This window comes from Blautia obeum ATCC 29174, from assembly GCF_025147765.1.
In the GTDB taxonomy this organism is placed as follows: Bacteria; Bacillota; Clostridia; order Lachnospirales; family Lachnospiraceae; genus Blautia_A; species Blautia_A obeum.
The window spans coordinates 2,429,636-2,450,000 of record NZ_CP102265.1; the positions used below are offsets into that span (position 1 = coordinate 2,429,636).

The 20,365-nt window shown below is 41.9% G+C and carries 20 protein-coding genes, 4 tRNA genes, 1 rRNA gene and 1 riboswitch (1 of these 26 only partly in view); of the genes, 6 read left to right on the forward strand and 19 right to left on the reverse strand.

Annotation, left to right across the window (positions count from 1 at the left end; translation table 11 throughout):
• Window positions 1–6: 6 nt before the first annotated feature.
• Window positions 7–855 (reverse strand): thymidylate synthase, encoded by an 849-nt coding sequence (thyA, locus tag NQ503_RS11770; RefSeq protein ID WP_005427259.1) that lies wholly within the window; start codon window positions 853–855, stop codon window positions 7–9.
• A gap of 147 nt (window positions 856–1,002) precedes the next feature.
• Between thyA and NQ503_RS11775 the strand changes: the two genes are divergently transcribed.
• A complete protein-coding gene (locus NQ503_RS11775) occupies window positions 1,003–1,533 on the forward strand; it encodes a VanZ family protein (RefSeq protein WP_005427258.1) in 531 nt (176 codons plus the stop codon).
• Between the two features lie 24 nt (window positions 1,534–1,557).
• On the opposite strand, the gene NQ503_RS11780 is transcribed toward NQ503_RS11775, so the two are convergent.
• The 3 genes from NQ503_RS11780 to NQ503_RS11790 form a co-directional block, all read right to left on the reverse strand.
• The gene (locus NQ503_RS11780; protein WP_117753985.1) at window positions 1,558–2,034 is read right to left on the reverse strand and encodes a DUF308 domain-containing protein; all 477 of its coding nucleotides are present in this window, start codon (window positions 2,032–2,034) and stop codon (window positions 1,558–1,560) included.
• Window positions 2,035–2,055: 21 nt separating this feature from the next.
• A complete protein-coding gene (gene malQ / locus NQ503_RS11785) occupies window positions 2,056–3,630 on the reverse strand; it encodes a 4-alpha-glucanotransferase (RefSeq protein ID WP_055066568.1) in 1,575 nt (524 codons plus the stop codon).
• A gap of 61 nt (window positions 3,631–3,691) precedes the next feature.
• A complete protein-coding gene (locus NQ503_RS11790) occupies window positions 3,692–4,624 on the reverse strand; it encodes an alpha/beta fold hydrolase (RefSeq protein WP_005427254.1) in 933 nt (310 codons plus the stop codon).
• Between the two features lie 231 nt (window positions 4,625–4,855).
• Between NQ503_RS11790 and NQ503_RS11795 the strand changes: the two genes are divergently transcribed.
• Together NQ503_RS11795 and NQ503_RS11800 are read left to right on the forward strand one after the other, a co-directional pair.
• Window positions 4,856–5,953: a DUF5067 domain-containing protein gene (locus tag NQ503_RS11795; RefSeq protein WP_005427252.1), complete on the forward strand. Its 1,098-nt coding sequence runs from the start codon at window positions 4,856–4,858 to the stop codon at window positions 5,951–5,953.
• Window positions 5,954–6,036: 83 nt separating this feature from the next.
• Complete coding sequence (locus NQ503_RS11800; protein WP_005427251.1) at window positions 6,037–6,252, forward strand: DUF378 domain-containing protein; 216 nt, start codon at window positions 6,037–6,039, stop codon at window positions 6,250–6,252.
• On the opposite strand, the gene deoD is transcribed toward NQ503_RS11800, so the two are convergent.
• The 4 genes from deoD to NQ503_RS11820 all read right to left on the reverse strand — a co-directional run bounded on the left by deoD (window position 6,253) and on the right by NQ503_RS11820 (window position 8,271).
• A complete protein-coding gene (gene deoD / locus NQ503_RS11805) occupies window positions 6,253–6,966 on the reverse strand; it encodes a purine-nucleoside phosphorylase (protein WP_005427250.1) in 714 nt (237 codons plus the stop codon).
• Window positions 6,967–7,030: 64 nt separating this feature from the next.
• A tRNA-Gly gene (locus tag NQ503_RS11810) sits at window positions 7,031–7,103 on the reverse strand.
• A 5-nt stretch (window positions 7,104–7,108) separates the two neighbouring features.
• Window positions 7,109–7,179, reverse strand: a tRNA-Gly gene (locus NQ503_RS11815).
• Window positions 7,180–7,338: 159 nt separating this feature from the next.
• Complete coding sequence (locus tag NQ503_RS11820) at window positions 7,339–8,271, reverse strand: serine O-acetyltransferase (RefSeq protein WP_055066569.1); 933 nt, start codon at window positions 8,269–8,271, stop codon at window positions 7,339–7,341.
• Between the two features lie 179 nt (window positions 8,272–8,450).
• Between NQ503_RS11820 and NQ503_RS11825 the strand changes: the two genes are divergently transcribed.
• A tRNA-Ser gene (locus NQ503_RS11825) sits at window positions 8,451–8,538 on the forward strand.
• A 71-nt stretch (window positions 8,539–8,609) separates the two neighbouring features.
• Window positions 8,610–8,680 (forward strand) — tRNA-Trp (locus NQ503_RS11830).
• A gap of 137 nt (window positions 8,681–8,817) precedes the next feature.
• On the opposite strand, the gene NQ503_RS11835 is transcribed toward NQ503_RS11830, so the two are convergent.
• The 9 genes from NQ503_RS11835 to NQ503_RS11875 all read right to left on the reverse strand — a co-directional run bounded on the left by NQ503_RS11835 (window position 8,818) and on the right by NQ503_RS11875 (window position 17,510).
• The gene (locus NQ503_RS11835; RefSeq protein WP_044926091.1) at window positions 8,818–9,294 is read right to left on the reverse strand and encodes a pyridoxamine 5'-phosphate oxidase family protein; all 477 of its coding nucleotides are present in this window, start codon (window positions 9,292–9,294) and stop codon (window positions 8,818–8,820) included.
• An 88-nt stretch (window positions 9,295–9,382) separates the two neighbouring features.
• Window positions 9,383–10,558 (reverse strand): cation:proton antiporter, encoded by a 1,176-nt coding sequence (locus tag NQ503_RS11840; RefSeq protein WP_022388610.1) that lies wholly within the window; start codon window positions 10,556–10,558, stop codon window positions 9,383–9,385.
• A gap of 49 nt (window positions 10,559–10,607) precedes the next feature.
• A riboswitch (Fluoride riboswitch) is annotated at window positions 10,608–10,687 on the reverse strand.
• A gap of 53 nt (window positions 10,688–10,740) precedes the next feature.
• Window positions 10,741–11,370 (reverse strand): methylated-DNA--[protein]-cysteine S-methyltransferase, encoded by a 630-nt coding sequence (locus NQ503_RS11845; protein ID WP_005427245.1) that lies wholly within the window; start codon window positions 11,368–11,370, stop codon window positions 10,741–10,743.
• On the reverse strand, window positions 11,367–12,026 hold the full coding sequence (locus tag NQ503_RS11850) for an alpha/beta hydrolase (protein WP_044926125.1): 660 nt from the start codon (window positions 12,024–12,026) through the stop codon (window positions 11,367–11,369). Before NQ503_RS11850 ends, NQ503_RS11845 begins: the two co-directional genes overlap by 4 nt.
• A 267-nt stretch (window positions 12,027–12,293) precedes the next feature.
• Window positions 12,294–13,652: a M20 family metallopeptidase gene (locus tag NQ503_RS11855; protein WP_081017297.1), complete on the reverse strand. Its 1,359-nt coding sequence runs from the start codon at window positions 13,650–13,652 to the stop codon at window positions 12,294–12,296.
• A gap of 62 nt (window positions 13,653–13,714) precedes the next feature.
• The gene (locus NQ503_RS11860) at window positions 13,715–14,197 is read right to left on the reverse strand and encodes a CinA family protein (protein WP_005427235.1); all 483 of its coding nucleotides are present in this window, start codon (window positions 14,195–14,197) and stop codon (window positions 13,715–13,717) included.
• A 59-nt stretch (window positions 14,198–14,256) separates the two neighbouring features.
• Window positions 14,257–15,597: an MATE family efflux transporter gene (locus NQ503_RS11865; protein ID WP_044926090.1), complete on the reverse strand. Its 1,341-nt coding sequence runs from the start codon at window positions 15,595–15,597 to the stop codon at window positions 14,257–14,259.
• Complete coding sequence (locus NQ503_RS11870; protein ID WP_005427233.1) at window positions 15,578–16,582, reverse strand: RluA family pseudouridine synthase; 1,005 nt, start codon at window positions 16,580–16,582, stop codon at window positions 15,578–15,580. The genes NQ503_RS11865 and NQ503_RS11870 overlap by 20 nt, the downstream gene beginning before the upstream one ends.
• A gap of 16 nt (window positions 16,583–16,598) precedes the next feature.
• On the reverse strand, window positions 16,599–17,510 hold the full coding sequence (locus NQ503_RS11875) for a LysR family transcriptional regulator (RefSeq protein WP_044926089.1): 912 nt from the start codon (window positions 17,508–17,510) through the stop codon (window positions 16,599–16,601).
• Between the two features lie 165 nt (window positions 17,511–17,675).
• Here NQ503_RS11875 and NQ503_RS11880 point away from each other — a divergent pair, with 165 nt between their 5' ends.
• Window positions 17,676–18,563 (forward strand): 4Fe-4S binding protein, encoded by an 888-nt coding sequence (locus tag NQ503_RS11880; protein ID WP_044926088.1) that lies wholly within the window; start codon window positions 17,676–17,678, stop codon window positions 18,561–18,563.
• Between the two features lie 170 nt (window positions 18,564–18,733).
• On the opposite strand, the gene NQ503_RS11885 is transcribed toward NQ503_RS11880, so the two are convergent.
• Together NQ503_RS11885 and NQ503_RS11890 are read right to left on the reverse strand one after the other, a co-directional pair.
• Window positions 18,734–19,375 carry a DUF4317 family protein gene (locus NQ503_RS11885; protein WP_044926086.1) on the reverse strand — a complete coding sequence of 214 codons (642 nt, stop codon included), beginning with the start codon at window positions 19,373–19,375 and terminating at the stop codon, window positions 18,734–18,736.
• A gap of 115 nt (window positions 19,376–19,490) precedes the next feature.
• Window positions 19,491–20,365: ribosomal RNA gene (locus NQ503_RS11890) — 23S ribosomal RNA — on the reverse strand (it continues 2,011 nt past the right edge of the window).

Consider the following 20,365-nt stretch of genomic DNA (forward strand, 5'->3'; position numbering starts at 1 on the left):
AACACATCAGATTGCGATCGGAATATTTTTGATCTGTGGCCATGTCTGATAATTCTCTACTATCAGATCATCCGTTGTAAACTCATAAAAATCCCTGATCTCCGGATTCAGTTTCACAGTTGGTGCCGGATACGGAGTACGGCTGATCAGTTCTTTGATAACCGGTACGTGACGATCATAAATATGGCAGTCTGCAATCACATGTACAAGTTCACCTGCTTCCATGTCACATACCTGTGCGATCATCATCAGAAGGATTGAATACTGGCAGACGTTCCAGTTATTTGCAGCCAGAATATCCTGTGAACGCTGATTCAGGATTGCATTCAAAGTAAGCTTGTCTTTCCCCGGTTCCTTCGTCACATTAAACGTCATGGAATATGCACATGGATACAGATTCATCTCATGCAGATCCTGGTGTACGTAAATATTCGTCATGATGCGACGGCTGTAGGGATTATTTTTCAAATCATATAATACACGGTCTACCTGATCCATCATCCCTTCTTTGTACTGATGTTTCACCCCCAGCTGATAACCATATGCCTTACCAATGGAGCCATTCTCATCGGCCCAGCTGTCCCAGATATGACTGTGAAGATCTTTGATATTATTTGATTTTTTCTGCCAGATCCAGAGTATCTCATCCATAGCACTTTTTAGTGCAGTTCTTCGAAGTGTCAGAGCCGGAAATTCTTTGCGCAGATCATAGCGATTCACTACTCCAAATCTCTTGATCGTGTAGGCCGATGTACCGTCTTCCCAGACTGGACGTACCTTTTCTCCTTCTGTACTGGTTCCATTTTCTATGACATCTCTGCACATATTAATAAACGTAACATCTGCTAAACTCATCTTTTTTGTTCCTCTCTTATCCCTTAGATTAATTCCTGTCTCCTACCTGTTCTTTAATCACTTTTGATGCAGGTTCATAATTGATATAAGTATAACATACCTTCCTCTCAGTTGACAATCTTTTCCCCCTTTGCTATATTTAAAGCCATGAAAATACTGATCACACTATTAAAACCATTATCTTTTATACCAGCTTTGCTTATGATGTATCTGATCTTTTCATTTTCAGCCCAGACCGGGGAGGTGTCCGGGGAATTAAGTTACAAGATCAGTTATAATATCGTAGAAACCAAAAGCGAGATCCTGCATGAAGGCAAAAGTTATGATGAGCTGAATTATGAGGCCAATTCCATTCAGTTTTATGTTCGGAAAGCAGCTCATATGACTGAATATTTTCTTCTTGCCGTGGCTGTTTCTTTCCCGCTTTATGTATATCGAGTGAGAGGGTTCTGGTTATTTCTCCTCGCCGGTATTTTCTGTGCAGGCTTCGCAGGGCTGGATGAATACCATCAATCTTTTGTTTCCGGACGAAGTCCTTCTGTCAGAGATGTCTGCATTGACAGTTCCGGAGCATTGATCGGAATCATTTTGGTTCAGCTTTTCTGCTGGTCTACCCTGCATAACCCTTCCGGCTCACACAAAAAGAAGAAAAAAACACGCAAAAAGCGCCGCAGATAACATTCTGCGACGCTTTTTGAATACTTACTCCTCTGTTTTTTCTTCTGAAGCTATATCAGCCGTTTCTGACTCGTCCGGCTTCTCTGTTTTGTCTTCGCTCTCTGACTCTTCAAGACTTGAAGCCAGTCTCGCACGTTCCGCAATACTCATCGTTTTTTTCTCTGTCGTTTTCTCCGGCTCTGCCGCTTTTTCTTCTGCCCTGGCAGCTTCTTCCATCGCACGTTTTTCTTTATCTCGTTTGATAAAATTCTTACCACCAATAAAAAGCATTACCGCTCCCACGATCAGGAAACCGATTCCTGCCGCAAAAAAGCCCCAGCTGCCACCGTCAACTCCATCGATGACATTTTTACACAATCTGTACCCCGTATACAAAAGATAACATCCTGCCAGAATCATCAGTACATAGCTTCTGGTAGGTGTCGCATTCTGTGGGGTATTTTCCTGTGAAGTCTGCACTTCGTTCTCCTTCTTTTCAGGATTCTTATTCTGTTCTTCCATCCTGCCTCTCCTCTCACGCATTTATTCAACTATTTTAGAATTTTGGTCATTATCCTGCCGTTCTTCTTCCTCTGCGTTCGCAATTTCATCAGTTTCCTTTTCTTCAGATACTTTTGCGAGACGTCCATAAATCCTGGTCACTTCTCTCATATGATACAACGTTGTTTCCGAAATCTGATTTGCAGTAAGCCGCCATTTCCAGTTATCCCCCAATGTAGACGGAGCATTCATACGGGCTTCATTTCCAAGACACAAATAATCCTGAATCGGAATGACTGCAAGATCAGCTACACTTGAAAGTGCTGTACGTATCAGTGCCCATACACAGTCATTGACCGGCTGTTCATAACAGTTGATATATTCTCTGACAAATTTAAGATCATGTCCCTGCAGATTTTCCAACCAGCCTTTTGTGGTCTCATTATCATGTGTACCTGTATAAACTACACAGTTGTGATCATATTTGTATGGAAGATAGCTGCTATCTTCACTTCCATCAAACGCAAACTGAAGCACTTTCATTCCCGGATATCCGCTCTCTTTCAGCATTTCCAGAACACTTTCTGTCAGGAAACCAAGATCTTCTGCGATCACTCGGAGGTCTTTGATTTTTTTATCAAGTGTATGGAACAGATTCATTCCCGGACCCTTTTCCCATTTTCCCCTCTCAGCAGTTTTGTCCCCATACGGAATAGCATAATACTCATCAAATCCACGGAAATGATCGATTCTGACTACATCATAAAGTTCCAGGCAGTGTGTCATTCGCTGCACCCACCAGCCATAACCGTCTTTCTTAAGTGCCTTCCAGTCATACAATGGATTTCCCCACAGCTGTCCGGTTGCTGAAAAAGCATCTGGAGGGCATCCTGCAACTGCCTTTGGATCATAATCTTCGTCAAACTGTAGCATTTCCGGATTTGCCCATGCGTCAGAGCTGTCCAGAGCCACATAGATTGGCACATCTCCAATGATACTGATGTCTTTCTTATTTGCATATGCTTTCAGTTTTCTCCACTGTGTGGTAAAACAATATTGCTGGAAACGATAAAATTCTATTTCTTCTGCCAGCTCTTTCTCTGCCTCTTTTACTGCCTTTGAATGACGATCCTTTAATTCTTCCGGCCAGTCAATCCAGCAGATTCCCTTCTGATCATTCTTGATTGCCATAAACAGACAATAATCCTGCAGCCAGTCTTTTTCTTCTTTCAAAAATTCCGCATAATCCGGGTCCGTCTTCAGATCTGCCTTTTCATATGCTTTGCGGAGCAGTTTATATCTGGAAAGATATATTTTTTCATAATCAACATAAGATTCACTGCCACCCCAGTCACAGGCCTCACATTCTTCTTTGGTCAGGAGTTCTTTTTTGATCAGTTCCTCCAGATCAATAAAATACGGATTCCCTGCAAATGTAGAAACAGACTGATACGGAGAATCTCCATACCCTGTCGGTCCCAGTGGAAGTATCTGCCAGTACTGCTGTCCTGCTTTTTCAAGCTGATCTACAAAATCATAGGCTTCCTTTGAAAAACATCCGATTCCATACTTTGACGGAATACTGGATATCCCCATCAAAATGCCACTTGCTCTCATTTTATCTCCTCCAAATCTGGTAATTTTTCACAAAAAAGATTATATCAGATTTGATACATTTTTAAAATCCCTTTTTCTTCATATATACAAATACATCGTGCCAGACTTTTTCTTTTCCTTTTTCATTCAAAATTTCATGGCGCATTCCCGGATATAATTTCCCCTTCACGTCAAGATAACCGGCTCTTCGCATGGCATGGACCGCTCCTGCAAATTTCCGTACATTTCCAAGGCACGGATCTTCCGCCCCACTGATAAACAATACAGGCATCTTTGGTCTGGTACAGGTCCATCTATGTACGTCATATGCTTTTTTCATCAGATCAAACAGTGCTATGTATGCATCATCTGTAAAAGTAAATCCACACAGATCAGACTTTGTATAAGCCTCATAAACTGCCGGATCAGAACATATCCATGCATTTTTGTTTTTCTCATCCTTAAATTTCAATGCATAAGTTCCAAAAGACATGGTTTCCAGAATTTTACTCTTATGATGTGAGCCCAGTAGTTTTCCCTGTACCTTCGCAATTGCTTTTCCAAGAGGTCTTGCTTTATTTTCACTTGGTGAACCACAGACGATCAGCATATTCATACAGTCGTCATGTTTTGCAGCAAATGCTCTTACTGCAAGTGACCCCATGCTGTGCCCGAACAAAATCAGCGGCAATTCCGGAAAATGGCGTCTGATTTCTTCATTCACCGTCAGGACGTCTTTCAGCATTGCATCTGCACCGCCTCCGTACATATATCCCAGATCTTTTTTATCCGAAACACTTTTCCCATGTCCTCTGTGATCATGAATCACTGTTATATAACCTTTGTCTGTCAGATATTCCATAAATGGGATATATCGTTCTTTATGTTCACTCATTCCATGCACCAACTGAACGATTGCCCGTGGTTTTATCCCTGGTTCCGGCATCAGGCAAAGTACCGAAATCTCAAGTGTATCTGCCTCTGAAAGAAAACTTCCTTCATATTTTATCGCCATATTTTCCCTCCATCCGACCTTCGCTCTCCCCTCCTGAGCTACAGTCACTTCTCTTTTGTTTTTGCTTCTATTTTGTATTTCATTATAATCTCATTTTAGAGTCCGTAAATGACCTTGTCAAGTAACGTCGCCTTCTGCTATAATAAAAGAGTTAATGATAAGCATGCGTTTATTGCGCAACAATACGGTTACAATTTCAAACGTAGCCAGGCAACTTCATAAGGAGGAAGTATGGATACTAATAATCAGGAAGTATATGAAGAACAATCCGCTGCTCCGAGACGTAAGAAAAAAAAGAAAAAAGGGTGGATCATTTTTCTGATCATCCTCATTCTTGCTGTCGCCGGCGGCACTGGATTTTATTTTATGCAACGCCAGAAACCAATTTCCGCAACAGAAGATTTTCTGGAAAACATGCGCGCCATGAACTTTGACGGAATGAAAAACCTTCTGCAGAGCAATGATATGTCTGCTCTTGACAATGCAGATATCACCAGTGATGCTTACTCTTCATTTTTCAAGAAGATCAATGAGAAGATGACCTACAAAATCGGCAAAACCAATTTTCATATTCAGAACGGCACTGCATCTGTAACTGTTCACATCAATTACATTGATGGTGCAGATATTTACAAAGAAACCATCTCAGAATTTCTGAAACAGATTGTTTCCACAGCATTTTCCGGCACGACTTTAACCGAAGAAGAAACACAGCAGAAACTAGCTTCACTTCTGGAGGAAAAGTCAGGTAGCGTAGAAGATAAATTCACATCCATCGACATCACTTATCCGTTAATAGAAGCAGATGGAAAATGGAAAATTGTTTCTCTGGATGCCGACACCGTAAAAGTTATGTCTGCAAACTTCACAAACGTTCAGGATGAGATCAATCAATCCCTGGCTGAAATGAACAATTCAGAAAACGCAGGTGTCGAAGCAACTGTCACACCAGCTGAAACTACCAGCATTGATATGGACAATGATCATTTCACACTTCGCCTGAAAGAATTTCGTGTCACACAGGCAATTGATGATTCTGACTGTCTGTTATTGTACTGTGACTATACAAACAACAGCAGTTCCTCATCCAGTGCATTAGTTGATGTTCAGCTTTCTGCAAAGCAGAATGGAGAAAAGCTTTCACCGGCTGTTCCAAAAGAAGATGAACCTGCGATTGACAATTATATTGCCGAAGTAGAACCAGGAAGTACAGTAACCGTCTGCTACGCATTCTCTCTGAATGATAAATCTGATGTTACTCTGGAAGCATCTGAAGCATTTGCTTTCGGTGGGGGCAATGTCACTTCACAGACAATTAAATTACAGTAAAAAAATATTCGCGGCAGAGCAGATCTGTCGCGAATATTTTTTTATTATCCTGCCATACTAGCACTATGAAAGGATGGTGACTTATGGGAAATAAATTTTTACAATACTTTTCACTGACACTCACTGTAATCGGTGCCATCAACTGGGGACTGATTGGTTTTTTCAACCTGAATCTTGTGGCTCTTCTTTTTGGAAGTATGAGTTTGCTTTCCAGAATCATCTATGGACTGGTCGGCCTTTGCGGGCTCTATCTGCTTTCTTTTTATGGTCTGGTTGAACAGGACAGAACTTCTTCCTGATCAGCATGCTTCCAGGGCTATCTTCATCATATTTTCAAAAGACTCCTGTCTCGCCAATGAAGATAATTCCTCATGTGTCACAAAAGAGTCTGAAATAGTCAGAAGACACGCCGCATTTTTGCCAAGAAGCTTCGCATTGTGAAACAGTGCGAAGCTTTCCATTTCCACACATTCACATTGGTGTTTCTTGATTATCTCTTTATAACCATCCACATTATCTTCTGTATAAAAAACATCAGAGGAATGAATACGCGCAGTCTTAAGCGGAATCTGCAAGCAATGCGCCGCATCAAGGATTCTGGTATTCAGCGCCTCAGATGGGTACAACACATCATCCATACACCCATTCTGCACTTTCGCAAAACTGGACTGACTCCACGCGCTGTCTGCAAGAACTACATCGTATACAGCAAGTCTGTCCGTATAAGCGCCTGCCGAACCAATACGGATGATATTGTCCACATCATAAAACTTATACAGTTCATAAGAATAAATACCGATAGACGGCATTCCCATTCCACTAGCCATAACCGTAAGTTCTTTTCCTTTATATGTTCCTGTATAAGCATATACATTCCTGACCTGGTTGACCAGTCTGGCATCCTCTAAAAAATGTTCTGCTACATATTTCGCACGGAGAGGATCTCCTGGCATCAGAACATTCTTAGCAATCTCACCTTTTTTCGCTTCAATGTGAGGGGTTGGTACTGGCATCTTTCATTCCTCCTTACTTTTTTATATAAAGAAAAAAGGACTCTGAAAACTCAGAGTCCTTAAGAGCGATAGACGGGGCTCGAACCCGCGGTCTCGACCTTGGCAAGGTCGCGCGTTACCAACTACGCCACTATCGCATAAGAGCGGGTGATGGGAATCGAACCCACGTATCCAGCTTGGAAGGCTGGTGTTCTACCATTGAACTACACCCGCATATCGCTGTTCTCGCGTCACGCTTGTATCCGCTCGCTTCAACGATATTGAGTATATCTTATAACTCATAGTTTGTCAACAGGTAATTTTAATTTTTTTAAATTATTTTTATTTTATATTTTTTTCTGTTATTTTGTATTGTTTTGTCAGTTTTGAAAATCAGTCCTGCCAATCCCAGACATCTGTTTTGGATACTGCACTGCGAGATTTCTTGATCACCAATTCCGGGCTCTTGGCACTGACCTTGGTGTTGGCCGGAACAGATTCTGTAATAAATGTGTTACCTCCAATGATCGTATTTTCTCCCACAACCGTTTCTCCGCCAAGTACAGACGCATTGGAATAGATTGTCACATTATCCCTGATCGTTGGATGACGTTTCACATTGGCCAACTGTTGGCCCTGTCTCGTAGAAAGCGCCCCAAGAGTTACTCCCTGATATAATTTTACATTGCAGCCGATCTCAGTTGTTTCACCGATTACCACACCTGTACCATGATCAATAAAGAAGTAATCTCCAATCGTTGCTCCCGGATTAATATCGATTCCGGTCTTACCATGTGCATATTCTGTCATGATTCGCGGAATATACGGAACTTCTTCTTTATATAAAAGATGAGCCAGGCGATATACATAAATGGCAAACAAACCAGGATACGATGATATGATTTCTTCTTTGCTCTTGGCAGCCGGATCACCGTCGAATCCCGCCTGCACATCTTTCAGAAGACGCTGCTGCACCTCTGGAAGCTGTTCAAAAAAGCCTGCACAGATACGGTCTGCCTCTTCTTCTGCGCCCTCCTGTTCTAATTCCGGCTGTGCATATAAAAGAGCAATTTCAATCTGTTCCTTGAGTCTGTCATAAAGATCATTCAGACGGTATCCCGCAAAATATTCCGGAAATACCTTTGCTGCCGAATCATTCCAGAAGTAACCCGGAAAAATAACGGAACGAAGTTCCTTGACAACATCGATCACTGCTGCCCTGCTTGGAAGTTCTCTGTTATTTTTTGGCATAAATAACTCTTCTTTTTTATAATTTTCAGTCAAAGCCACAGTGGCCCTGAGAATCACATCTTTTTTTCTGTTCATAAAATCCAAACCTCCTTCCGCAATTTCTGCAAAGATGTTAATACCTGATGTATTATTACTCTGCGGATATCTTTCCTTATATCATATTATAGGATTCTTTTCACGTCAATAAAAAAAAGAATTGACCTTTCGACAAACTGCTTATATAATAAACATGTTTGAGACAATTTTCAGGACATGGAGATGTACCCAAGTGGCTGAAGGGTCCGCACTCGAAATGCGGTAGATCGGGTAACCGGTGCGAGGGTTCAAATCCCTCCATCTCCGCTTGACAAATTTCAGCATATCTGCTATAATTTGATTTGTTGCAGATAAATTTGCAATTATTTTAATAATACAGGGGATTGGTCAAATGGTATGATAGGGGTCTCCAAAACCTTTGGTGGGAGTTCGATTCTCTCATCCCCTGCTCATTAGGAGTCTGAAAGCCTTTAAAATCATGGCATTCAGGCTCTTTTGTTTTGCCCGAAAAGAGCAGGGTACCACTCAGGGTATCAAAATTGGTACCCTGAGTTCGATACCAGACAAACTAATATTTGGTTTGATTTACTTTTCCTGAATTTCTTTACCACTGATATGTTCAATTTCTATCTCAAAAAGCTGTACAGCTTTTCCCGAACGTTCTATTTCTTCATCGATCAGTTGTTCATTCGGATAGTATTTCGCCGCAAGCTTTTTCAGGATTTCTGTTGCTTCTGCTCCTTTTTCTACCAGATGGCATCTGCCAAATACAACTGTGCTCTGTACAAACGGTGCCCACACCTCTTCTTTGATGGTTTCATTTCCGTAAACGGTAAAACATACCTTGTCGCTGGCTTTTAAGGCATCTACTTTGTGTCCGACACGTGCTCCATGAAAATATATTTTTCCTGCATCGCTGTCATAAAAATAGTTGACAGGGACTGCATAAGGATATCCATCATCCCCATTTACTGCAAGCACCCCTCGTCTGCTGCACTGCAGAAGTTCTTTTGCTGCATCAATATCCATTTCTTTTTTCTTTCTTCGAATCGGTCTGAACATTGCTTTTCTCTCCATTCACAAACAAAATTTTATTGAATAAAATGTGTCACTACTCTTTTTCCTTACGTTTCTAAACTTGCAATCGTCTCTATCTATTTAATAACTTCTTATACGACAAATCGATGGCAAATGCCCCCAACGGTGCCGTAAGTACTATCGCAAGAACCGCCACTGTAAGTACCAGATCTCCACAGGTAAAACCTAATGCAAGCGGAATCCCCCCAATTGCAGCCTGGACAGTTGCTTTCGGTGTATATGCCAGCATCGTAAACAGCCTTTCTTTTCTTTTAAGACTTGTTCCTAACAGGCATACAAATACGCCAAACATTCTAAATACCAATGCACCAATAATAACAATCAGAGCCTTCACTCCGACTTTTCCAAGGTATCCGATGTTTACCGTTGCTCCTACAAGCACAAACAAAAAGACTTCTGCCGCAACCCATAGCTTTCCATATTTTACAGAAAGTCTTTTTGCAACAGTTTCCCTCTTTTTCTGTAATCCTATGCCGATAAACATAATAGCGATCAATGCTGAAAATGTAATTGGAGTTGACAATTTATCTTCCATTACTACAAGTAAAAACGAAATACTCAAAATAATAAGAACCTTTGACGTATCCCGAATATGCATCTTCTTAAAAAAATATGCTAACAAAACTCCAATTAATAATCCTATTGCAATTCCCAAGAATATTGAAATGGGAATATTGACAAACTTAAGTATGGAAGCACCTTCCCCCTGCATCATCCCAACAAAGGTAGAAAACAGAACTATGACATACACATCGTCAACGGATGCACCTGCAAGAATCAATTGTGGAATTCCTTCGTTTACTCCATAGCCTTCATCCATAAGCTTCACCATTCTGGGTACAACAACAGCCGGTGAAACTGCCGCAAGTACTGCCCCCATAATAGCCGCCTCCAATACGGTTAATCCCATTAATTTTGGTGCCAGCAAAATCATGCCGATCAGTTCAAAAGACGCAGGCACAAAACACATAAGAACAGCAGGTCTTCCAATCTTTTTAAGCCCAGATAGATCCAGTCCAAGACCTGCTCTTGTGAGAATAATGATCAATGCTATTTTACGAAGTTCTGCAGATATTCCAAGAATACTGTCATCCAACAGATTAAGCACATATGGTCCCAGAACAATACCGGTGATCAGCATGCCAAGTAAACTCGGCAATTTGATTTTCTGGCATATCCATCCCATAAACATCCCTAAAATAAGAATCAGCGAAATACTTAATAACATAATTTTCCTCCTCATATACGCAGAAAAAGCTGACACTCTCTGCGTTCATTTACTCGCAGAAGTCATCAGCTTTCATAAGCGGTTTAAGTAATTTTATTACTTAGGGAGAACCTCATTCCCTTTATATTTTTTGGTAAGGATAACACACAAACTGCTCTTTCGCAAGAAAAACTGGATTTATTCTAAATCATCTCAATTCCATATTTCTTCAGATCAACCTTACCGTCAATCACTTCTACTCCATCCTCTTCAAGAAGTTTTGCCTGCGTTTGTTCTCCGCCAAACGCAAATGCCCCTGCAAGTTCTCCCTTCGCATTCACAACTCGGAAACACGGAATATGTTCCGGGTCCGGATTTTTGTGGAGAGCATTTCCCACTGCTCTTGACATCTTCGCATTACCTGCCATCTCTGCAACCTTTCCATAGGTTGCGACATGACCTTTTGGAATCTTTTTGACTGCCTCGTATATTCGTTTTGTCGGGCTGTCTGTGATGATATCATAGCTTTCCGCGATCATTCTTTTGATATCTTTATCTGGTATAGTTCCATCCAAAATGATGGTATTCCAGTGCTCTTTATTCTGGTGGTAACCTGCGATCACGGCATCATACGCCGATCGCCAGAAGTCACGCCACTCCGGATTTACCTTGACATTCAGATTGATATATCCGTCTTTTTCGTAGATCCAGAGGAATGCTTTCTTACTTTCCTTCACGCGCACCAACTGCCAGTTTTGGTCTTTGAACGGGCGTTCCTCATATACATTTTTAAAGGATAGACCAAATTTCAATACCTCTTCACGTGTTTTCATAGATGATCCTTCTCTACTCTGCTTTCGTTTCTATTTTGCTGCATCACCCAGGCAAATGCCCTCGCAGTTCTAGTCATCGGTTCTTTGAAATGTCCCCCCTGGTTCCACTCAAACGTACAGTTCACTCCTTCTGCTTTTATCCATTCATGCCCTTCTCTGATACAGTCTCCTACTTTTGCCATAACAGGATTTCGAGTTTTTTCTTCTTTATTTCCAAGACTAAGATATACATTTTTACTCTTTATCTTATACTCTTTCATGTAATCTATAAATCCCGGAAACCAGACAGACGGCGATGCTGCCGCAATCCCGGAGAACAGATCTGTCTGACAGGCAGCCCATAATGAAAACAGCCCTGAAAGAGAATATCCCCCAATATAATACGTTTTACTTTTATCTGAACATAATAGCAAAATCTCTTCCAATGTCTGTACCGCTCCGTCTCCAAAATCCTCATTTCCAAATACGGCAGGAGTCTTCCATGGGGACAATTCCTTATTCCAATCATCAACTTTCACTGCAATAAGTTCAAAATCCATAGAGGTCAGATGCTGAATTTCTGCTACTTCATCTTTGATTTCAGATATATCATGATTACCAGCCAACTGAATTAGAACAATATCTGCCTCCATGTTTCCATATCTGTAAACGTGCATTATACCGACCTTTCTATCCGCAACAACTCTTTCCTCACTTCCTGATAATACAACTTTCAAGAACGCCCATAATACCTGGCAAAGCTCTTTTTCCAACATCGCAAGGATTTATCTTGTCATCATTCATAACATCTGTTATGTTAGTATATACTAACCTCCTTGTCAATGTTTCACTAATTCCCAGGCTTCCTCATCAATCTCTTCATTATTGCAAAAACAGAAAACTGTCTTTCATTGTCAGAACAGATATCACAAATCCTCATTTGATTAGATTGCAAGAAGATTTTTGATTGCTTCCATATATACAAGCACAGCTTCTTCCATTCCTGATACAAGAATAAATTCGTCTGCCCCATGGATACGATAATCAATTCCCGGCATTTCCGGTCCGAATGCGATAATGTTCTTGAGTGACTTCGCATAAGTTCCACCACCGATTACCATTGGTTTGTTTTCTGTATCGCCGGTCACATCTACATATGCCTTGTACAGAGCGTTTACGAGCGGGGATTCTCTCGGGAAAAACAGGGAATCACCGATCATATGGATCTCGATACGTCCATTCTCATCTTCCAGTTTGTCTTCGCACATCTTGCGTACTTCGTCTCCCTTAAGAGTAACCGGTACACGGATATCGATCGTACAGGAAACCACTCCGTCCTCTGTCTTAACAATTCCGTTGCACAGAGTCAGTTCTCCGTACTCATCTTCAAATTTAAGACCAAGTCCGGAGCCATCGCATGCCGTTCCGATATGTTCATTATAGAATTTTACGAAGTCATCTTCGAATCCGGCTTTTGCAAGGCATTCAAATGTCACACCTGCTGCATTAACACCAAGAGTCGGTGTGCTGGCATGTGCCGGAACACCTTTTGCGTAAATACTGATCTCACCGTTTTCTTCTGTTATTTTGTATTCCTGAAGTTTTGTTTCAGCAAGAGCTGCTTCCAGTTTTTCTTTCAGCCCTGCTTCCGCCGGAACAACGGTATTACAGGTATCGCAGACAGCGTTAGAAACAAAGCCACCATTCATGGAAATAATCCTGGTGTTCTTAGAATATGCTGTCATCATCACCATTCCCTTTTCACCATGAATGCACGGGAAATTCGCATCTGGTGTGAAACCACAGGATACTTCTTCTGCAACTTCGTTATAATGTTCCATACATTTTGATCCAGTTTCTTCGTTGCATCCCATGATCAAACGAACTCTCTTATTGAGTTTTACGCCGGAATCACGAAGCAGTTTCATTGCATAAAGTGCTTCCAGAACCGGACCCTTGTCATCTGTAGTTCCACGTCCATAGACATGGTCACCTTCTCTGGTCAGTTTGAATGGATCATAAGTCCAGTCTCCACCAACCGGTACAATATCAAGATGTCCGGCAATACCAACGATTTCTTCGCCCTCGCCCATTTCAGCATATCCACAGTAATTGTCCAGGTTTACAGTCTTAAACCCAAGTTCATCGGCAATCTTAAGTGCCTCTTCCAGTACCTTGGCCGGGCCTTCCCCAAACGGTTTCCCTTCTGACGGAGTTCCAAGCTGTGAATCAATTGCAACCAGTCTTTCGAGATTTGTCAGTATCTCATCTGTTAATCCATGAATTTCTTCTTTGATACTCATTATCATTTCCTCCAGATTATATTTTCTACTATAATTCTTTCTACAATATACACTATTTTATCCTACATCACAAGTGTCTGAAGTTTTTCAAATACCATATCCGTATACATCTGCTTGATCTCATGCCGATTCATTCCTGCAACCTCTGCATGCACCTCAAAAGTATTTTCTTTATCTTTTACGCGAATGCAAAAATACACAACTCCCTGCATACTGTCTGCATTATTCGGATCAATATTTCCGGTCGTCCCGGTTATTCCAATGGCAATGTCTGTATGCATTTTTTCCTGCACGGTTCTCGCCATCTCTTCGGCACATTCTTTTGAGTACACACCATACTTTCGGATGATTTCTTCCTCCACGCCGATGAAAATTTTCGTTTCATTCAGATATGTCACATATCCTCCCGGAAAGATTGCAGATGCTCCTTCTGTATCTGTGATCGTAGATGCAATCATACCTGACGTGCAGCTCTCCATCGTGGAAACCGTTGTATGTGTATCAATCAACTTCTTAATGATATTGTCTTTTTGTGTCTGTTCCATATTTTCTGTCTCCCGATCCCATCAAAATTTCTGATGCGATTATAGCAAATTTTCATGCATCAGGCAAATTTGCGAATGTTGATATAATAACTGATCATCAGCAAAACAGCAGCTCCTGTCCACGCTGCAATCTCTGCATAGAAAATCCCATTCTGACCAATCAGTTTCGGTAGTAAAAGTGCCACACCGACTCTGACAAAAAATTCTACCACTCCGCTCAACATCGGAATCATGGTATTTCCGAGCCCCTGTAATGCAGAACGGTATACATACAGAAAATAAAGGATACACAGGCAGGATGCCATAATAGAAAGATAATGCCAGGCGATTGCCAGTACCTGACTTGTCTGCTCTGGATCTCCGGAAATAAACATCGAAAGCAGCGTCTTTCCAAAAAGAAACATCACTATACTGATAAACGCAGATGTAAGAAAGGCAAGAAACGAGCTCGCATGAACTCCTTTTTTGATTCTCGTGATCTCTCCGGCTCCCAGATTTTGTCCGACATAGGAGACCACTGCATAGCCGTAAGAGATTGCTGCCATCTCCAATACTCCGTAAAGTTTATTTGTCGCAGTAAAACCGGCAACAAACAAAAATCCATATCCATTAATAACAAACTGAACAGCCAGCCCACCCACAGAAATGATCACGTCCTGAAACAGAATTGGCGCTCCAAGTCCAAATAATTTTCGATTCAACCCTGGAACTTTTGCAAAATCGTCCCTGTCTGTATGTACGATTTCAATTTTACGAACAATAAGGAAACAGTAAAAAGCTGAAAAAGCCTGTGCGATAACGGTTGCCAGTGCAGCTCCTGCCACACTCCAGTTAAAACCTGCGACAAAAACAAGATCCAGCACTACATTGATAAAAGCTGCAATAATCATTGCGATCAACGGTGTCCTGCTGTTTCCAAGTGCCCGCAGCACAGATGCAAAAATATTATAGGCCGCTACGATCGGAATCCCGCAAAATACGATTCTGAGATAAATCAGTGACATTCCAATAATATTATCCGGTGTATTTAACAGAACAAGGAGCCATCTGGCAGCAAGCTGACTGATCAGAAGGAGCAGTATAGCCGTCACTGCGGTAAGCAGATAACTATGGGCAACTGTCTTTTTCAGATCATTCCATTTCTTTGCCCCATAATGCTGCGAGATCAGGATTGAGAATCCCTGCGTAACACCGGTAGAAACTCCAAGTGTCATCCACATGATCCACTCAACTGCGCCAAGCGCTGCAAGTGCCTGTACACCGGCAACCTGGCCAACAACAATCGTATCCACCATTGTATACAACTGTTGAAAAATATTCCCCAGCATTAACGGTACTGCAAAAAGCAGAATCAGTTTTGCCGGAGATCCTTTGGTCATATCACGAACCTGAGCTGACATAAAAACCTCCATATTTCTTAAAATCTTCCGGCACAGGTACCTCCAGTTCTATCTTCCTGCCGTTGAATGGCTGTCGAAGTCTTACTTTCCAGGCATGTAATGCTGCACGATAAATTGTACACTGTTCTCGGTTCATTGTTGATGTATTATATATGGAATCACCAAGCAGTGGATGTCCAATTGCCTGCATATGCACCCGAATCTGGTGCGTCCGTCCTGTATCCAGTTTTAACTTTATTGCCGACCATTTATCCGTACTGTAAAGGACATGATAATGTGTCACTGCCTGAAAACAATTTATATAATCAGTTAACTGATGTGCAATATATTTTTCATTTTCTGCACTGCTGCTCTTTTTTACTGCTTCCATTCGAAGCGGATGATTTCCAATTTTTTTAATCGGAAAGTCTATCGTATGCCAAATATCATCCTGATCCTTCGGCAGGTTTCCATCCACCAAAGCAAGATACTGTTTTTCTAAGACTCCTGTTTCACGCTGTTCCTGCAATCTCTGTGCTGCAACCTGATTTTTGGCAAACAAAACGATTCCGGATGTTTCCTTATCCAATCGGCCGATTGGACGTATACAGACTGAAAGATTTCTTTCCTGAAAATATGCAGCAACCTGATTTGCCAGGCTATCACTATAGTGCATACCCGCCGGATGCGTTAACACTCCTGCCGGTTTATTTACTGCCAGTATGTCTTCATCTTCATACAAAATACACAGTCTCTCTCCCTGAATCTTTGCCAAAACCAGCTGTGCAGACTGTATTTCATCTGTTTCCAGGCATATACAAATTTCATCTCCCATAGAAACTTTCTCTGTTACTCTGCACTGTACTTTATTTTTGCAAATACCATCCGGGCGGAATTTTGCACGACTGACCTGCTTTTTGGTCAGTTCCAGATAATCATAAAGGACTTTTTCAACAGTCATTCCCTGCATCTGCTCCCTTACTGTTATCGTAAGATATTTTTTCATAAACTTCCCTTCGTATTTATCTCAATATTCCAGCATTTTCCGGTATCTCTACGTTTCGATAGGAATGCAGGATTCTTTCCAGTTCATGGACCGCAGGCGTCAGAAATTTATTTTTGTGATACACAAGTTTAAATTTCCGATTCCACTCGCCATTTTCATTCTGAAAAACATGAATACTGTCATTTCTGATCTCGTGATACATCAGCCGCAAAGACATCACCGAAAGGACACCATCATAAAGCACGGCATTAAGTAATGTTCCAGGGCTGTTTGCCTCCCATACTGTCTGAAAAGAAATCTGATGCCGTGTCGCATAATCTTCAAACAACTGCCGTGTCCCACTCCCCTGTTCTCGCATTGCAAACTGTTCCTGCTCAAGATCCTGCACATGCAATACTTTTTTTAAATAAAAAGGATGTTCTTTCCCCACTGCAAGAACAAGGCGATCATCTACGATTGGAAGCACATGAAGATCAGGAGAATAAATTTCTCCTTCTACAATTCCTACATCAAGCTCAGAACGCAGTAATTTCTGTTCAATCGCTCTCGTGTTGCTTACATACGAAGAAACTTTTACATCAGGACAACTTTTCTGAAGTTCAGGAATCAAACGCGGAGTCAGACAGGTTCCTACTGTGATCGTTGAACCCAGTTTCAGGGTTAATGACTGGCCCTGATTCAATATCAATTCTTCTGTTTCCTCAAACTGGCGGACCAGTTCTCTTGCTCTCGGCAGAAGAAGTTCCCCCCGTTCTGTAAGATACAGCTTTTTCCCTAGGCGTTCAAACAGCAAACCATTATAATGTTTTTCCAGTTCCCGTATCGCCTGGCTTACCGTTGGCTGAGATAAATATAAATGTCTTGCAGCTGCACTCATGGAACCATAATCTGCCACTGCAACAAAAATATTCAAATGCCGAATCGTCATTTTCCCTCTCCTGTTCCAGTCATTTTTCATATATAGAAAATATCTATTATTTATATAAAATAATATCATTTTTCAAATACATACTCAAGTGGTATATTATGAATTGCAAATAAAAATTACTATCTATAGACAGTTATAATAATAAACAGAATGGAGAATTTACTAATGTCAGCATTAACAATCAGTAAAGAAGATGAAAAAAGAGTAAAAGGGATGGGCTTCCTCAACAATCGAGGAACTGATCTGTTTTCTGCACGGGTACTCACCGTAAACGGAAAGGTAACCGCCGCACAACATCACTGTATGGCCGATGCTGCCGAAAAATTCGGCAATGGAAATCTATTATACACCACACGGCTTTCTGTTGAAATTCAGGGAATTCCCTATGATAAAATTGAAGAGTTTCAGGAATTTATCGCCAAAGAAGGCTTAGTGACCGGTGGCACCGGTGCAAAAGTTCGTCCGGTTGTCTCCTGTAAGGGAACGACATGTCAGTATGGGCTGCTTGACTCTTATGCACTTTCTGAGGAAATCTACCGACGTTTTTATGAAGGATTTCAGGATGTTGCCCTGCCACACAAATTCAAAATTGCAGTAGGTGGATGTCCAAACAACTGTGTAAAACCCAATCTGAATGATGTCGGTATTATCGGTCAGCGTATTCCTGAAGTAAACAGTGAACTCTGCAAAGGCTGCAAAAAATGCGCAATTGAAGCAGCATGTCCAAATGGTGTTGCCAAAGTTGTAGATGGAAAAATCACAATTGACGAGATGCAGTGCCGACATTGTGGTCGCTGTGTCGGAAAATGTCCGTTCCATACAATTGCAAATGGTATTTATGGATATAAAATTTATATCGGTGGACGCTGGGGGAAAAAAATTTCTCGCGGAAAATCTCTCAGTAAAATCTTCGCATCCAAAGAAGAAGCGCTGAATGTTATTGAAAAAGCAATTTTATTTTTTCGTGATAACGGCCTGAAGGGAGAACGTTTTGCAGAAACAATTGAGCGTATCGGCTTTGAAAACGTAGAAAAAGCTCTGCTTCAGGACTAATTTTTCGTAAAAAAAGAACAATTGGAAGCACGGTTACTTTATTTCGTGGGCTCGGAGATTCCAAAAGTCCAATATATTTTATCGCCATTGCCTATATAGTAAACATCTGTCTGATTGTCTTCCATTGGATGAAATAACACGTGATCATGCCCATGATGGCATAAATATACTTACTCAGGAATTTGTAATATTTTTAATAAGTCTTTTTGGGGAAAATCCGGATTACTTTGGTAGATATCAATGTAGTCCGGATCTTCTGTTCTGGAATTAAATGCCGGAAAAATGAAACCACATTCTGGTTTACCAGGTTCATAATCACCGGAAACCGGACAGATTGCACAGATGATATATTCGTAGGTTTCTTCGGATTCCCAGAGGCTTTCGTGATCGGCTGCTTTGAGAGGGATATCATAAGTATTATGGAAGAGATATACTGCATAATCATGATTTGTATGGTAATTTTCTGCAATGTAGTCATAAAAAGATTCCAAAAGTGCATCATTTTTGAGAGCACAGGATTTGATTCCCAAAAGGAGCTGACGGATTCCACCTAATGCATATGCTTCTTTAGGAATTTTATAGCGTTTGAGATTCTGGTTGGTTTGCGCGAACGGAATTGCCTTGGCTATAGTAAGGTTTTTTTCTTTTTCAGAGTTTTTCAGTTTTAGGAAGTTGGTATTGAAGGTTCCATCGATAAATCCATCTGCGTCCATGTAACTGCCAGCTATGCGTGTCATGGATGTACGGGCAATTGTCATTCGACGGGTGAGTTCGAGCATATCGTCGCGGTTGATTCGTGTGATTGAGGACATGGGGATTCCTTTCTAATATACAAAAAAAGAAGCAGATCTCTCTGCTCCTAATATTATCTTATCTTCAAAACCACATACATGTTGACAACCAACCGAATCAATTCTGACCATGCTTTTTGGTCAAGCCCTCACCCTATTAGTAGCAGTCAGCTCCATGTGTTACCACACTTCCACCCCTGCCCTATCGACCTCGTCGTCTTCAAGGGGGTTTACTCCTTTCGGATGGGATATCTCATCTTGAGGGGGGCTTCACGCTTAGATGCCTTCAGCGTTTATCCCTTCCGGGCTTGGCTACCCGGCTATAGACTTGGCAGTCTAACCGGTGCACCAGCGGCCCGTCCATCCCGGTCCTCTCGTACTAAGGACAGCTCCTCTCAGATATCCTACGCCCACGCCGGATAGGGACCGAACTGTCTCACGACGTTCTGAACCCAGCTCGCGTACCGCTTTAATGGGCGAACAGCCCAACCCTTGGGACCTACTACAGCCCCAGGATGCGATGAGCCGACATCGAGGTGCCAAACCACTCCGTCGATGTGAACTCTTGGGAGTGATAAGCCTGTTATCCCCAGGGTAGCTTTTATCCGTTGAGCGATGGCATTCCCACTTAATACCACCGGATCACTAAGCCCTACTTTCGTACCTGCTCCACCCGTCGGTGTCGCAGTCAAGCTCCCTTCTGCCTTTGCACTCTTTGGATGGTTTCCGTCCATCCTGAGGGAACCTTTGGGCGCCTCCGATACCCTTTCGGAGGCGACCGCCCCAGTCAAACTCCCCGTCTGGCATTGTCCCACCGCCGGGTCACGGCGGCTGGTTAGAAACCCAATACTGCAAGGGTGGTATCCCAACAGCGGCTCCTCGGCAACTGGCGTTACCGATTCTCAGCCTCCCACCTATCCTGTACATGCAGTACCGGATCCCAGTACCAAACTGGAGTAAAGCTCCATGGGGTCTTTCCGTCCTGGCGCAGGTAACCAGCATCTTCACTGG

Coding starts and splice junctions, on each gene's coding strand:
- thyA (WP_005427259.1), bottom strand. CDS start 855: ATGAGTTTAGCAGATGTTACGTTTATTAATATGTGCAGAGATGTCATA.
- NQ503_RS11775 (WP_005427258.1), top strand. CDS start 1,003: ATGAAAATACTGATCACACTATTAAAACCATTATCTTTTATACCAGCT.
- NQ503_RS11780 (WP_117753985.1), bottom strand. CDS start 2,034: ATGGAAGAACAGAATAAGAATCCTGAAAAGAAGGAGAACGAAGTGCAG.
- malQ (WP_055066568.1), bottom strand. CDS start 3,630: ATGAGAGCAAGTGGCATTTTGATGGGGATATCCAGTATTCCGTCAAAG.
- NQ503_RS11790 (WP_005427254.1), bottom strand. CDS start 4,624: ATGGCGATAAAATATGAAGGAAGTTTTCTTTCAGAGGCAGATACACTT.
- NQ503_RS11795 (WP_005427252.1), top strand. CDS start 4,856: ATGGATACTAATAATCAGGAAGTATATGAAGAACAATCCGCTGCTCCG.
- NQ503_RS11800 (WP_005427251.1), top strand. CDS start 6,037: ATGGGAAATAAATTTTTACAATACTTTTCACTGACACTCACTGTAATC.
- deoD (WP_005427250.1), bottom strand. CDS start 6,966: ATGCCAGTACCAACCCCTCACATTGAAGCGAAAAAAGGTGAGATTGCT.
- NQ503_RS11820 (WP_055066569.1), bottom strand. CDS start 8,271: ATGAACAGAAAAAAAGATGTGATTCTCAGGGCCACTGTGGCTTTGACT.
- NQ503_RS11835 (WP_044926091.1), bottom strand. CDS start 9,294: ATGTTCAGACCGATTCGAAGAAAGAAAAAAGAAATGGATATTGATGCA.
- NQ503_RS11840 (WP_022388610.1), bottom strand. CDS start 10,558: ATGTTATTAAGTATTTCGCTGATTCTTATTTTAGGGATGTTTATGGGA.
- NQ503_RS11845 (WP_005427245.1), bottom strand. CDS start 11,370: ATGAAAACACGTGAAGAGGTATTGAAATTTGGTCTATCCTTTAAAAAT.
- NQ503_RS11850 (WP_044926125.1), bottom strand. CDS start 12,026: ATGCACGTTTACAGATATGGAAACATGGAGGCAGATATTGTTCTAATT.
- NQ503_RS11855 (WP_081017297.1), bottom strand. CDS start 13,652: ATGAGTATCAAAGAAGAAATTCATGGATTAACAGATGAGATACTGACA.
- NQ503_RS11860 (WP_005427235.1), bottom strand. CDS start 14,197: ATGGAACAGACACAAAAAGACAATATCATTAAGAAGTTGATTGATACA.
- NQ503_RS11865 (WP_044926090.1), bottom strand. CDS start 15,597: ATGTCAGCTCAGGTTCGTGATATGACCAAAGGATCTCCGGCAAAACTG.
- NQ503_RS11870 (WP_005427233.1), bottom strand. CDS start 16,582: ATGAAAAAATATCTTACGATAACAGTAAGGGAGCAGATGCAGGGAATG.
- NQ503_RS11875 (WP_044926089.1), bottom strand. CDS start 17,510: ATGACGATTCGGCATTTGAATATTTTTGTTGCAGTGGCAGATTATGGT.
- NQ503_RS11880 (WP_044926088.1), top strand. CDS start 17,676: ATGTCAGCATTAACAATCAGTAAAGAAGATGAAAAAAGAGTAAAAGGG.
- NQ503_RS11885 (WP_044926086.1), bottom strand. CDS start 19,375: ATGTCCTCAATCACACGAATCAACCGCGACGATATGCTCGAACTCACC.